The organism is Spirosoma pollinicola, assembly GCF_002831565.1.
Taxonomy (GTDB): domain Bacteria; phylum Bacteroidota; class Bacteroidia; order Cytophagales; family Spirosomataceae; genus Spirosoma; species Spirosoma pollinicola.
Genome location: NZ_CP025096.1, coordinates 2,044,203 through 2,057,612, shown reverse-complemented (window position 1 = coordinate 2,057,612; position 13,410 = coordinate 2,044,203). Strand labels below are relative to the sequence as shown.

Here is a 13,410-nt window from a genome sequence, read left to right as displayed (position 1 = left end):
TGATTTTAGGTCTATTGTCGTTAGTTATTTGCCTGCCCATCTGTTGTAAACTGAATGGATTGTCAATACGTACGCCATGAAAAAGACCATTATTGTTGGATTACTGGCCAGTATAGGGCTGGGGTTAGCCGTTTTTTCGTGTCACACCAACGATACGCCAAACCCGACTATCACAGGCCGGATGCGGATCGCGTTCGATAATGTAGCTGGTACATCGGATTTGGCGTTGAATTCGGGCACCTACCAAAACGCCGTTGGCGAGTCGTTTACAGTTACGAAATTCAATTACTTCGTCAGCAATATTCACCTTCGTAAGGATGATGGCAGCGACTATGTTGTGCCGCAGGATAGCTGCTATTTCCTGATTCAGGAAGAAAAGCCAGCTTCTCAAACGATTACGCTTTCCAATGTGCCAACGGGTAATTATACCGGGATGACCTTTGTTGTTGGGGTCGATAGCACTCGTAGTCTGGCCGATATCAGTAAACGAACGGGCGTGCTCGATCCGGGACTAAACGACGGCATGTATTGGGAGTGGAATTCGGGCTATATTTTCCTGAAACTCGAAGGTATATCCAATGTGGCACCAGCGGCTCAGAACAACGCCTTTTTCTATCATATAGGTGGTTTTGGCGGAGGCTATAACGGTAAAAAAACGATCAATAATCTTCGTACTATTACAGTTCCTTTCAAGACTGATGTCGCTAAAGTACAAAACAATGCCACGCCATCTATTCAATTAAAAACAAACGTTCTATCGTTATTTAATGGCACAACGAAACTGAGTATCGCCCAGAATTCGTCGGTTATGTTTGATCCATTCTCTACAAATATTGCTGACAATTACGGACAGATGTTCAGCTATGATCGTATTCAGGCTAACCAATGAGGCTTAAAAATACCATATTGACCTGGTGGCGGCTGATAGCAGGCGGATATGTTAAACGCCATGTCTTGGAGATATGGCGTTTAACATATCCGCCTGCTATCAGCCTTACAACACGGGTAGGGTTGGGCTTAAGTGTACTCCTGTTTGCGGTAGCAGTTGCCTGCCAATCTGGCAAAAGTGTCGATCCTACTCCCGTAACGCCCGGTGGCGGGATTACCTACCAAACGACGCCCGTTACACTTCGGAAACCCGCGAACTTCCCAGAGATGGCCTATGACCTGACCAAAAATCCGCTGACGGTCGAGGGAGTGGCGTTAGGCAAGACGTTGTTTTACGATCCGCTGTTATCCCGCGATACGAGCATCAGCTGCGGATTTTGCCACCAGCAGTTTGCTGGGTTTGGCCATTCCGATCATCCGTTAAGCCACGGCATTGGGGGCAAGTTCGGAACGCGCAATGTGCCCGGTTTGGAAAATCTGGCCTGGGGACGCGAATTTTTCTGGGATGGGGGCGTGACTAGCTTGGACGAACTGCCCATATCGCCCATTCAAAATGCGGTTGAGATGGATTTGAAATTTTCGGAAGCCCTGAACCGGGTTCAGAAAAACCCTAAATATCCGGCTCTGTTCAACGCGGCATTCGGTTCCGATACCGTTACGACTGCCCGGTTTCTGAAAGCTATTTCGCAATTTTTATTGACGCTAGTTTCCGCCGATTCGCGGTATGACAAATACGTACGGAAAGAGGCCGGGGGCGATTTAAGCCCGGACGAACTGGCCGGACTAACGGTGTTTCAGCAGAAATGCACGACCTGTCATGCGACCGATTTATTTACAGACCGGAGTTATCGTAATAATGGCTTGTCTGTAGGTGCAATTAATGACCAGGGCCGCCACGCCATCACCTTGAATGAATCAGACCGATTAAAATTCAGGGTACCCAGTCTTCGAAATGTGGAGAAAACGTTTCCGTATATGCATGATGGCCGATTTGCCACACTAGACCAGGTACTCAACCACTACACCAGTGGCGTAAAAGATAGCCCTACACTAGACCCCGCTCTGAAAGTTAACGGGCAACTCGGCATTGCCCTGACCGACACCGAAAAGAAGCAGGTCATCGCCTTCCTGAAAACCTTGACTGACGATGCGTTTATTAGCAATAGGTCATTCAGCGCAAACTAATGCGTATGACTAACCTTATGCTGCCGGATATTAAGCAAGTGGGTAATCACCAAACCAGCCGATGCAGCGTATGCGATATATTGGAAAACAGGAGACGCATCCTCTAGCAGGAGCGAAATGGAAAACAGGCCCAGAAATCCCCAGAGGCTCCGTTTAATAATGTGGGGCGCGTAATGTCGAGTGGCAAAATAAACGGCTACGATATTTACCCCAATAAAAACATAATCCAGACTAAGGTACCCAACACGCAAAGCTGAATTCTGAAATACAGAACTCGTTAGTAGCAGCACAGGCGTAATAAGGCAGTGAATAATGCACAGCACGGAGCCTGTGATACCTATGTAATCAGCCTTGCGGGAGAAAATATCTGTTTTCATGAGCACGCACAAAAATACGATGCTTTGGGCAAATGTACTTCCTTTTAACTGACTTTGTTGCAACAAAGTTGCGTAAAGAAAATATTAGATGTAGGATGTATTGCTTTAGCGGCAACTTCCTGATAGATAATGCATCCTATATCTTACATCTTTCTAAGCCCATATCATACTCACGATACCCATGAGCATAATCAGTTTGCAGAGATTGCTGAGGTAACCGAAATCGCGTCGGGTGTCGGCAATGATGAGCCGGTAAATGAGCCAGGCAATAGGAAAGAGTAATAACCCGAAAATAAAGGCGAGCCGAACGTTCTGTAACGAGTTGGCAATAAGAAAGAGGCTGATAAGAAACGCCCCGATTAGTACATAAAGCAGGTATTTTGTTCGGCGGAGGCCCCACACAATGGGCAATGTCCGGCAACCAAAACGAGCGTCTCCCCGAATATCCTGCATATCTTTGATGATCTCCCGAATCAGCGAAATGCCAAACGAAAATAAGGCGTAGATAAGGATTATTGCGGTGTTCTGGCGATAAAAAACGGCCATCACAATCAACGAAAAAGCGGTTAAGAGCGAGATAACCACATTGCCGATAAGCGGTTGGCGTTTGAATTGTGCCGAATAAAACCACAATAAGGATACCGATAGTACATCCACCACAAAAACCCATCGGCTCAGGTAAAGGCCAAGTAAACACCCGATTACATTGAGAATCTGATGCACGCCCATGGCTACACGACGTTTAAGATAGCGTCCGATAACAACCCGTTGAGGTTTATTGATCAGGTCGATCTTAATGTCAAAATAGTCATTGATAATGTATCCGGCGGCTGCAATACAACTTGTCGATACCGCCAGAATCCAGAGTTTAGGATCGGTGAGGGATTGAATGATTTCAGATTTTGGACCAATCAGAAACAGCCGTGCCAGAAACTGCGTCAAGACAACAATCAACAGGTTTTGCACCCGTATAAGCCGCAGAAAGCCGAGTGTGAACGCCGAGAAAGGAATGGACTGCCGCGCAACCATGACAATTGTTTTTATGAAACCAAACTTATGGGAAGCAGGAGGAGCATGGCCTAATGACGGCCAACACGCAAAGAAACAACAAAAAAGTAGTTCATCTTGCCTCTTGTCCCTTTCTTCTATTGTTAGGGATTCTTTTTACTCCCGTTTGTTGTTGAAAGACAAACTCGTTCTATCACGCATGAAAATTGGCATTGTGTGTTACCCAACCTTTGGTGGCAGTGGTGTTGTCGCCACCGAACTTGGCAAAGGATTGGCCAAAAAAGGCCACCAGATTCATTTTATTACCTACCAGCAACCACCGCGGCTTGATTTTTTTAACGAAAATGTCTTCTACCACGAAGTAAATATACCCGCCTATCCACTCTTTCAGTACGCGCCTTATGAGTCGGCGCTGGCAAGTGCTATGGTTAATGTAGTAACGAACGAAAACGTTGATTTACTGCACGTTCACTACGCTATTCCGCATGCGTCGGCTGCTTATATGGCTAAAATGATTTTACGGTCGCAGGGACGCAACGTACCCGTTGTGACAACACTCCACGGTACCGATATTACACTGGTTGGTAAAGATGAATCATACGCGCCTGTGGTAACATTCAGTATCAACGAGTCGGATGGCGTAACGGCAGTGTCAGAAAATTTGCGGCAGGATACGTACAAGCATTTCAACGTTCATCGTGAAATTGAGGTTATCCCCAATTTCATTGACTTGAGTCGGTTTAAGCGCCAGCAAAAAGAACATTTTAAAAAAGCGATCTGTCCCAACGGCGAAAAACTGATTGTGCACACGTCAAACTTTCGTCGGGTCAAACGTATCGACGATGCCGTAATGATCTTTTACCACGTTCAGCAGCAAACACCCGCCAAACTTCTATTGGTAGGCGATGGCCCCGAACGCGCCCGAATTGAGCGGCTTGTGCGTGATCTGGGCATCTATGATCAGGTTCGTTTTCTGGGAAAACTCGATGCCGTTGAAGAGGTGCTGTCTGTGGCCGACCTGTTTCTGATGCCATCTGAAAATGAGAGCTTTGGTCTGGCCGGTCTGGAAGCACTCGCCTGCGAAGTCCCGCTCATTACGACCAATGTAGGCGGCTTGCCTGAACTGAACGTACAGGGTGTTACGGGCTTCCTCAGCAACCTGGGTGATGTGGCCGACATGGTTAAAAATGCGCTCTACATCCTGGATGATGACCATCTGCCAACCTTCAAAGAAAACGCGTTGGCACGTGCAAAGGAATTCGAGATTTCGCAGATTTTGCCGCTTTATGAGGCCCACTATGAACGCGTGCTGCAAGCTGTCCAGCCTTTAGCGTTGTAAGTGAGCCTAACAAATATCAATCTTTGACGTTACAATGGTCAGTTACCGGTGGTCAATTTTTAGCGAATCTTGCCATCGGTTCAGAACCTTAAATGCAAACCGCACGACAGCGGCCTATTTTCGACGGCCCGGTGTAAACCGCAAATTTGAATGAACCCAAACATACCTCAAACGGATCGCAGACGCGTCGTTGTTGTTGGTGCTGGTTTTGGTGGCCTGAAGCTGGCTCGCCATCTGTCGCATCGGAAAGAGTTTCAGGTAGTGCTGATCAACAAACAGAACTACCATGAGTTCCAACCGCTCTATTATCAGGTGGCCACAGCCGGGTTAGAGGCAAATTCGATTTTGTTTCCGTTACGGGCCGTGTTTGGTGATTGCAAGAATGTGCATATTCGGGTAACCAACGTAACTGGTATTCGTCCGGATGATAAAACAGTTGATACCGAATTAGGGCCAATTACATACGATTACCTGGTGATGGCGACGGGGGCTGATACAAATTATTTTAATCAGCAAAACATTATCGAAAAAGCGTTGCCGATGAAATCGGTAGCCGAGGCTATTGCCTTGCGAAACCGGATGCTTCAAAATTTTGAGGATGCGCTGAGTGTGGAAACGCTCGACGAACGGGAAGGCTTAATGGATGTGGTGGTGGTAGGCGGTGGACCAACGGGTGTGGAGCTTTGCGGTACACTGGCCGAAATGCGAAAAACGGTGTTGCCCAAAGATTATCCGGAGCTGGATTTCAAGATGATGGATATTTTCCTTATCGAATCGGGAGCCGAATTACTGGGACCTATGTCGGTACAGTCGCAGGAACATTCGCTCGCTTATTTGCAGAAGTTAGGGGTGCATGTGCGGCTCAACACGCGTGTGAAGGATTTTGACGGTCGTACGGTAACGATGAACGATGGCTCCACGCTTCGCACCAATAACCTTATTTGGGCGGCTGGCGTTAAAGCTAACCCGTTGGCCGGTTTGCCACCAGAAGTAATTGGCCGGGGTGGTCGCGTGCTAGTCGATCAGTACAGTAAAGTACAGGGTTTCACGGATGTATTTGCCATTGGCGACGTAGCCCTGATGACCGAAGAGAAATGGCCCAATGGTCATCCGCAGATAGCGCAACCCGCAATTCAGCAAGGTCGGCATTTGGCGAAAAATATGATTCGATGGGAGCGTAATGAACAACCTGTCGTATTCACCTATCGTGATTTGGGCACAATGGCTACCATTGGTCGTGGATTAGCTGTCGTCGATTTGCCATTTTTGAAGTTTCAGGGATTTTTTGCCTGGATAACGTGGTTATTTGTTCACCTGATGTCCATCGTTGGCGTTAAAAATCGTCTGGCTATTTTTCTGAACTGGATGTTTAACTATCTGACTTACAATAATTCCCTTCGGTTAATTATTCGTCAGAAAATGCCTAAAGGCAATATGGCTGCCATGCAGGAAAAACTATCCGATCAGCTGGAGGTTAGTAAAACATAAGCTCAGATAGTAAATTTAGTTTACTATCTAGACTAATTAATTTGATTTCGTTTTAATTTTGTGCCTGTAATACTCTTTGTTAATGATCTTTCTCTATGGAATCAACTACTGAAAAGCTCCATACTATGGCCGGTCACGGTAAAACCCGGCCTAAAAATAGCGGTAGTAAAAAGCTATTTGATAACCCGATTCTGGAAGCCCTCTCGCGGACACACATTATGGTGCCCATTTCTATGTGGCTTGTTTTATCGGTATTTTTAGGTTGGTACGCGTTCACATACACCGATATGGGTACCAGTACCATCGCAACGCTATTTGTAACGGGCTTATTGGTGTTCTCGCTGTTTGAATACGTATTGCATCGATATCTGTACCACTTAACTCCATCGACGCCCCAACGCGCTAAAATCCAGTACACCTTCCACGGTATTCACCACGAATATCCGAAAGACAAGACTCGGCTGGCAATGCCTCCGGCACTGGCGATATTTGTGGCAGGTGCGTTTTTTGGGTTATTCTTTCTGGTCATGGGCGAAGCGGCTTATGCGTTCTTCCCCGGATTTCTGGTCGGTTATTCCGGCTATTTAGCTGTGCATTTCATTGTTCATGCGTATGCGCCACCCAAGAATTTCTTCAAGGTTTTGTGGATAAACCATAGCGTTCACCACTACAAAAATCCCGAAAGTAATTACGGTGTATCGTCGCCGTTCTGGGACTATATTTTTGGATCGTTTCAGAAATAGAGTTCGCCTGCATTAAAACAAAAAAATCCCTGCTGGCCTCCAGCGGGGATTTTTTTGTGTAGCGCGGACATCCTGTCCGCAATGCTATTTAATTTAACATATAGCATTGCGGACAGGATGTCCGCGCTACTTAAGTTTCTCATTGTCAAGATGCCGGGTGGCGTCTCGGATGTTTTTTTTGTCCAGATTCTTCTGGAATGCTTCTGTCAGATCGACGCCGGTTTGATTGGCTAGGCAAATGACTACCCAGAGTACATCAGCCAGTTCGTCGCCAAGGTCTTTGTTCTTATCGGATTCTTTTTCGGACTGCTCGCCATACCGCCGGGCAATGATACGAGCTACCTCCCCAACCTCTTCGGTCAGTTGGGCCATATTGGTAAGTTCATTGAAGTAACGAACACCAACCGTCTTGATCCAGTCGTCGACGGTAGTTTGGGCGTCTTTAATAGTCATTATTTTTGGCATGCTGGATCGCCAGCCCGACAAAACATTACTTCTCTGGTACAAACGTCAGGAAGCTGAATTGATCTTCATCAAAAACCTCCTGAGCGAGCGATTGCAATTGCTCGGCGGTCACGGCTTTTATATCGCTGAAGATGTCGTTCAATGCTTCGACCCGATCAATGTCGAGCAAGCTTTTCGCCATCATCAGCATAAAACTGTTATTGCTTTCTTCGGCCATTGCCAACTGCCCAATCAATTGCTCTTTTGTTTGGTGCAACTGCAGGGTTGTCAGCGGTTGTTCGCGTAGTCGCTTCAGCTCTTTGACAATGAGCGCCTGCGCTTTATCTACCTTTTTAGGGTCCGTACCAAAGTAGATGCCTAGAAAACCCGTGTCCAGATAGGGGGTATAACTGGCATCAATTGAATAAACGAGACCATACTTTTCGCGCAGGTTCAAATTTAGCCGCGAGTTCATGCCCGGCCCGCCAAGAAGGTTGACAAGCATAAAAAACGGGAGCCGCTTTGGGTCGGTCAGGCCATAGGCTGGTCGGCCAAGAGCGCACTGCGCCTGCGTAATGGGCCGTTCTACCCGTGTTTGACGCGGCATGTAGTTTGTCGGCTTGTTTCGCGCACGAGCCGAATGCTGCGCTGGTACATCCCGAAAATATTTTTCTGCTACCTTGACGACCTGTTTGAACGACAGATTACTCACCGAGGCAAACACGATTCGGCTTGTATCGTAGTTCTCGGCAATAAATTGCTGAAGATCTTCGCGGGTAAACGATCCCACCGTCTCGATGGTGCCGAGAATATTGCCACCGAGCGCATGGTTCGGAAATACCAATTCATCAAAATCATCCTGAATCGCATCTTCCGGCGAATCGTAGTACATCGCCATTTCCTCGAGGATAACGCTACGTTCCCGTTCGATTTGTTTTTCGGGAAAAATCGAATGAAAGGTGATATCTGCCAATAACTCCGTAGCTTTCTCGAAATGAGCATTTAGCACAGAAGCATGAAAACACACTTTTTCTTTAGTTGTGTAGGCATTAAGCTCACCACCAATGTTTTCTAAGCGAGTAATTATGTGGTAGGATTTTCGTTTCTCCGTACCTTTGAATGCCATGTGTTCCCAGAAATGGGCCAGTCCCTGCTGATGCGGTTGTTCGTCGCGGCTACCAATGTCGAGCATAATGCCACAGTGGGCAATCTGCGTATGCGGTATTTGTTTGTGCGCAATCCGAATTCCGTTGGGCAAAGTATAAACTTCGTAATCTTCCATTCTTAGCTTTTACGCATTGAGCGTACTAATGATAACCGCTACCAATCCGCCCCGGTTCCTGATTATCCAAACTGCCTTTATTGGTGATGTAATTTTGGCTACGGCTATGCTCGAACAAGTACACGAGGCATATCCTAACGCGATGCTGGATATACTGGTTCGCAAAGGTAACGAGGGTTTACTGGCGAATCATCCCTTTCTGAACGAAGTCCTGATCTGGCATAAAAAAGGGGCCGGTGGTGCATTTGCCAAATACACTGATTTTTGGCGTCTGCTAAAAATCATCCGCGCCCGCCAGTACGATACGGTGCTGAATCTTCAGCGATATGGTACGATGGGCTTGCTAACGGTTTTGTCGGAAGCAAAAACAACGATTGGTTATGATAAAAACCCATTGGCCCGCTTTTTTACGCACCGGGTAGAGCATCGGTTTGAGCCGGGTGTACATGAGGTAGATCGAAATACAAGCTTATTGCGGGCAATGGGCATCAAAGGCGGGTTTGCGCGTCGGCCCAAACTGTACCCATCGATTGCCGATTATGAGGCTGTCAACGTTTACAAAGCTCATCCTTATGTTTGTATGGCACCCATGTCGGTTTGGTTTACGAAGCAGTACCCGACCAAACGATGGGTTGAACTGATTCAGGCCTTGCCAGAAGACATGACGGTGTATTTGCTGGGAGCGCCAACCGATGTATCTGCCTGCGAAACGATCAAAACATTAGCTGCACCCCGAATGAAAATTGTCAATCTGGCCGGTACGTTAAGCTTGCTTCAGTCGGCTGCCTTGCAACAGGGGGCTATCATGAACTACGTGAATGACTCGGCTCCGTTGCATCTCTGTTCGGCAATGAACGCGCCAACAACGGCAATCTTTTGTTCGACGGTTCCCGAATTTGGCTTTGGCCCCCTGGCCGATGTATCCCGCGTGGTACAAACCCCCGAACGGCTGGATTGCAAGCCCTGTAGCTTACATGGCCAAAAGTCCTGTCCGCTTGGTCATTTCCGTTGTGCCTGGGGCATTCGGCTAGAGGACGTAGCGCGGGCGGAAACCCGCGATTGATGCGTTAGCAATGGGGTAGTATCAAATTGTACATCATTACTGACGAATTACTGCTGACGCATCAGTCGCGGGTTTCCACCGCAACGGCCGACCGTCCACGCTACGCTGTTGCATTTATTTGCAGTTTATTTGGAGTATATTTACTTATTAGAATTTTATAATTACAAAAAGGTTAATTGCCAGAATATTATTTGATAGATATAGGTAAAAGGGATATATTTGGTCTGTACGTAAGATCCATGTTCTGCTATGTCTATCAATCGTCGTGACTGGCTACGGGCCAGTATGTTATCTGGCCTGACGCTAGCGGCTGCTCCTGCGGCATTCTGTGAACCAGAACCAGAAATGCCCAAGGGCTACAAAATTCCGAAAGGAGCGTTGAAAGCTCGTTTGTCAGCCAACGAAAACCCCTATGGCCCCTCGCCTAAGGCGATTAAAACCATTACGGAGGCTGCGCCCGATGGCTATTTGTACGCTATGGAGTATGCCAAGCAATTCCGCAAACTCGTTGCCGACACCGAAGGCGTGCCTGAAGATCACGTGTTGCTGGGTGCTGGTTCGGGCGAGTTGCTAACGGCGGCTTCACTTTGGGCGGCTTACCGGCCTGATGCTGGTCGCACGATTGTCGCGCCAGACCCAACCTTCGACGCATTGCCCCGCACGGCGGTTAAACACGGCATCACGATGGACAAAGTTCCACTGGTGGCAGCTGATGGTTATGATATCAACCTGAATAAACTCAACGAGCGCGTTGGTAGTCAGACGGGCATGGTCTATCTATGCAACCCCAACAACCCAACCGCCATAACCGTTGATCCAACCAAACTGCGTGCTTTTTGCGAAGCGGTAGGGGCCAAAACGCCCATTCTGGTCGATGAAGCCTACATTGATTACACGCCCGATCCAAAAGCCTACTCAATGGTCGATCTGGTGAAGAAAGGCAGCAACGTTATCATTACCAGAACGTTCTCGAAAGTACATGGTTTCGCCGGTTTGCGGGCGGGCTACATGATTGCCAAGCCGGAGTTACTGGAGCAAATTTCCAAATTCGCAACCGGCGGCAGTTCGATGAGCATGACCACACTGCGGGCTGCCATTGTCAGTTTGCAGGATAAAGAGTTCGTGAAGTACTCGCTGGGTAAGGCGCAGGAATCAAAAGACTATCTGTATAAAGTGCTAAAACAAACCAACTATGAGCCGCTTCCATCGGGCGCAAACTTCGTGATGTTCCCGATTCGGATGAAGGGTGAAGATTTCGTAACCCGAATGATGGATCAGGGTGTGAGCATCCGCCAGTGGAAATTCGACGGTCAATACTGGTGCCGCGTTAGCCTGGGCACTATGCCGCAGATGCAGGCCTTTGCCGATGGACTGAAACTGATTTCGTAAATAAACGTAATGCGGCTGGAAAACCGCTACGCAGACATAAACCTTATAAAAAAGTGGTGCCCTACGTTGGCACCACTTTTTTTGCCTGTTCCAGAAAGATTTCTTGATGAATGCCAATCCTCGTTATTTACAAATGGCCCAAGCTAATCTACTTTAATAAATTCAAAACCTGGCCCATCCGAAGCCACGCCTAAATCTAGAAACATTCGCTTTTTATTGAGGTACAAACTAGGATTGCGTACATACCAATTATCAGTTCTGGGTTGAGCATTGGTCGTAATCTTCAGACCATTATTTACGCTGATTATTTCATAGTCAACTCTGTCAATCTGGCTACCATCTTGTAAAAGTTTAATTTGATTATCGTCTACTACCAAGTTTACACTCGGTATCACAGGATTAGGTAACTGGACAACTACATTGACGAGTTTCCACCGACCAAGAAACCATTTCTTTGCTTGTTGCACATTTTGAGTGTGTTCATTGATAGGATCAACCTCTTGGTGACAACCTGCCAAACCCAAGGTCACGTACACTAGTATACTTAATACAATACTTCTCATACCCCAATCGATTAATTTATCTTTAACCGTGATTCTAAAAAGAGTAATAAGGTTGGATTTCACGACTGTTGTATAAGAACGGTGGCTGTTGCAAAAGTAGAACAGTATATAATAAAACTGATCAGGTATTGGCAGAGCGATTACCATTCCACTTTGTTCAACGGGGGTAAAGCGCAGGTACTTCTTCAGATTGTAGGCCATGGCTGCCACATACATCACCTTTGCCGCAGCTTCTCGGCTCCGAGTATTGATTTGGCGGAGCCCAAAGTAATTGATCAGGCTACCTAAGACCGGCTCGACCGTCGCTGATCGTATCCGCATCATGCGCTTGCCGAATCGACTCGATAACCGCTCCACCATTCGCTCGTATTGAGCTTTAAAGTAAGTATGATGTAAGCGCTTTTCGCTAGCCTTCTTGCCCTTACAGGGCTCACAAAGGTTGCAGTCTTTACAATCGGACCCCTTGGCCATATAGCGTTTCTTAGGATTTCCCTGTTTATCAACCACCAGTCGATCAAAAGCCAAACGTTTCCCCTGACTACAGGTGTAACTGTCACTCGTAGGATCACAGCGGAAGCCTGGCCGCTCCTTTTTGTACTTGCCATGAGGAGGTATATAACCGGTCAATCCCCGATCTTCTAAGTGCTCATAGTTTTCCCCGGAACTATAGCCGCACCGGCGGCCCGGCCGCATCGGCCACTATGTTGCTTATGGACACACCAAAACTCGTCAAGCGGGTTTGAGTGGTATCGACGATTGGTAGTAGATTGCGACTATCGCGCCGGTCGGCTGAACCCGCCTTAATATGCGTGATCACATGTTGGGAGGCATCCACGCTCACGCTGGTCATGTACGCCAGTTGGCGAGGCTTACCGGTTTTGAACGCAATACGGGCATCTGGGTCTGTGGGGCTATAATGAGTGAGATTGCTGAAAAGTTGGCCCGTTTTGTTAGGGGCAGCTTTTTTGATGTTTTTATGAAACCGGTGGATGTGCTGTAAGCGATCCGCCGAAGCGGTTAGCCGAGGGGCGTTAAGCTTACTTAACGAAGAAGTCGTCTCAGATGACCAGATGGCCGGCTTTCGCTTCAGCCGACTCATCGACGCATTCGCTTTGATGTAGGCAGAGCGGTCCGCTGCCGCGGTCAATCACCTGGGTATGGCCACTGACGAGCCCCTTGTGGATGCATAAGCCTACGATGTGGGTAAAGCACCCGGGCCGCCGGTGCGGTTTCAAAGACGGAGACCGGGACGCGTTGGCGGGTTCGTGACAGCGTGCTATGCCAGGGCAAGGGCTGCTCTAGTGCATAGCCTAAAAACGCACGGATGCCTAGATGCAGGTTGGCCAGTTCCAGGAGCTTCCGATCCGAGGTAATATTCTCCAGATGTGCTACTAGTTGCAGCTTAATAAACACGATTGGGTCCAGCGAAGGCCGCCCCGTGGTGCTATAAAAGGGCTCAAAAAGCGGCCTGACAAAGCGAAAGTCGACCGCTTTTAGCAATTGCTGGTAAAGATGGTGAGCGGGTACCAGTTTGACCAACGAAGTTTGGATCGTGTGATAGCCTAGCATGAGCTCATAACTAATCTAACCCTCAATGAGTTAATTTTGCAACAGCCACTAACTTTATGTTAAGGGATAAAA

The 13,410-nt window shown here is 47.6% G+C and carries 14 protein-coding genes; 7 read left to right on the top strand and 7 right to left on the bottom strand.

Going from position 1 to position 13,410, the window contains the following annotated elements; genetic code table 11:
* The first annotated feature begins 76 nt into the window (after positions 1-76).
* A complete protein-coding gene (locus CWM47_RS08740; RefSeq protein WP_100987617.1) occupies positions 77-889 on the top strand; it encodes an MbnP family protein in 813 nt (270 codons plus the stop codon).
* A complete protein-coding gene (locus tag CWM47_RS08735) occupies positions 886-2,073 on the top strand; it encodes a cytochrome-c peroxidase (RefSeq protein ID WP_240625794.1) in 1,188 nt (395 codons plus the stop codon). Before CWM47_RS08740 ends, CWM47_RS08735 begins: the two co-directional genes overlap by 4 nt.
* On the opposite strand, the gene CWM47_RS08730 is transcribed toward CWM47_RS08735, so the two are convergent.
* Positions 2,070-2,450, bottom strand: coding sequence for a MerC domain-containing protein (locus tag CWM47_RS08730; RefSeq protein WP_100987616.1), 381 nt, complete (start codon positions 2,448-2,450; stop codon positions 2,070-2,072). The genes CWM47_RS08735 and CWM47_RS08730 overlap by 4 nt on opposite strands.
* Before the next feature lie 153 nt (positions 2,451-2,603).
* A complete protein-coding gene (locus CWM47_RS08725; RefSeq protein WP_100987615.1) occupies positions 2,604-3,479 on the bottom strand; it encodes a geranylgeranylglycerol-phosphate geranylgeranyltransferase in 876 nt (291 codons plus the stop codon).
* Positions 3,480-3,657: 178 nt separating this feature from the next.
* Between CWM47_RS08725 and bshA the strand changes: the two genes are divergently transcribed.
* From bshA to CWM47_RS08710, 3 genes are all read left to right on the top strand, one after another.
* Positions 3,658-4,797, top strand: a complete 1,140-nt coding sequence (gene bshA / locus CWM47_RS08720) for an N-acetyl-alpha-D-glucosaminyl L-malate synthase BshA (protein ID WP_100987614.1) — start codon at positions 3,658-3,660, stop codon at positions 4,795-4,797.
* A 150-nt stretch (positions 4,798-4,947) separates the two neighbouring features.
* On the top strand, positions 4,948-6,285 hold the full coding sequence (locus tag CWM47_RS08715; protein ID WP_100987613.1) for an NAD(P)/FAD-dependent oxidoreductase: 1,338 nt from the start codon (positions 4,948-4,950) through the stop codon (positions 6,283-6,285).
* A gap of 95 nt (positions 6,286-6,380) precedes the next feature.
* Positions 6,381-7,028, top strand: coding sequence for a sterol desaturase family protein (locus CWM47_RS08710; protein ID WP_100987612.1), 648 nt, complete (start codon positions 6,381-6,383; stop codon positions 7,026-7,028).
* Positions 7,029-7,154: 126 nt separating this feature from the next.
* On the opposite strand, the gene CWM47_RS08705 is transcribed toward CWM47_RS08710, so the two are convergent.
* On the bottom strand, positions 7,155-7,481 hold the full coding sequence (locus CWM47_RS08705; protein WP_100987611.1) for a nucleotide pyrophosphohydrolase: 327 nt from the start codon (positions 7,479-7,481) through the stop codon (positions 7,155-7,157).
* 37 nt (positions 7,482-7,518) lie between these two features.
* Complete coding sequence (locus tag CWM47_RS08700; RefSeq protein ID WP_100987610.1) at positions 7,519-8,754, bottom strand: M16 family metallopeptidase; 1,236 nt, start codon at positions 8,752-8,754, stop codon at positions 7,519-7,521.
* A gap of 28 nt (positions 8,755-8,782) precedes the next feature.
* On the opposite strand from CWM47_RS08700, the gene CWM47_RS08695 reads away from it, so the two are divergent.
* Positions 8,783-9,817, top strand: a complete 1,035-nt coding sequence (locus tag CWM47_RS08695) for a glycosyltransferase family 9 protein (RefSeq protein ID WP_100987609.1) — start codon at positions 8,783-8,785, stop codon at positions 9,815-9,817.
* A 249-nt stretch (positions 9,818-10,066) separates the two neighbouring features.
* Entirely contained in the window at positions 10,067-11,206 is a 1,140-nt protein-coding gene (locus CWM47_RS08690; RefSeq protein WP_100987608.1) for a pyridoxal phosphate-dependent aminotransferase, read from the top strand.
* A gap of 143 nt (positions 11,207-11,349) precedes the next feature.
* Here CWM47_RS08690 and CWM47_RS39150 read toward each other — a convergent pair whose 3' ends face one another.
* The 3 genes from CWM47_RS39150 to CWM47_RS39140 are packed head-to-tail and all read right to left on the bottom strand — an operon-like array spanning position 11,350 to position 13,338.
* Positions 11,350-12,462, bottom strand: coding sequence for a transposase (locus CWM47_RS39150; RefSeq protein ID WP_240625792.1), 1,113 nt, complete (start codon positions 12,460-12,462; stop codon positions 11,350-11,352).
* Positions 12,434-12,916 (bottom strand): hypothetical protein, encoded by a 483-nt coding sequence (locus CWM47_RS39145; protein WP_240625790.1) that lies wholly within the window; start codon positions 12,914-12,916, stop codon positions 12,434-12,436. The genes CWM47_RS39150 and CWM47_RS39145 overlap by 29 nt, the downstream gene beginning before the upstream one ends.
* The gene (locus tag CWM47_RS39140) at positions 12,913-13,338 is read right to left on the bottom strand and encodes a transposase (RefSeq protein WP_240625788.1); all 426 of its coding nucleotides are present in this window, start codon (positions 13,336-13,338) and stop codon (positions 12,913-12,915) included. The genes CWM47_RS39145 and CWM47_RS39140 overlap by 4 nt, the downstream gene beginning before the upstream one ends.
* Positions 13,339-13,410 lie beyond the last annotated feature (72 nt).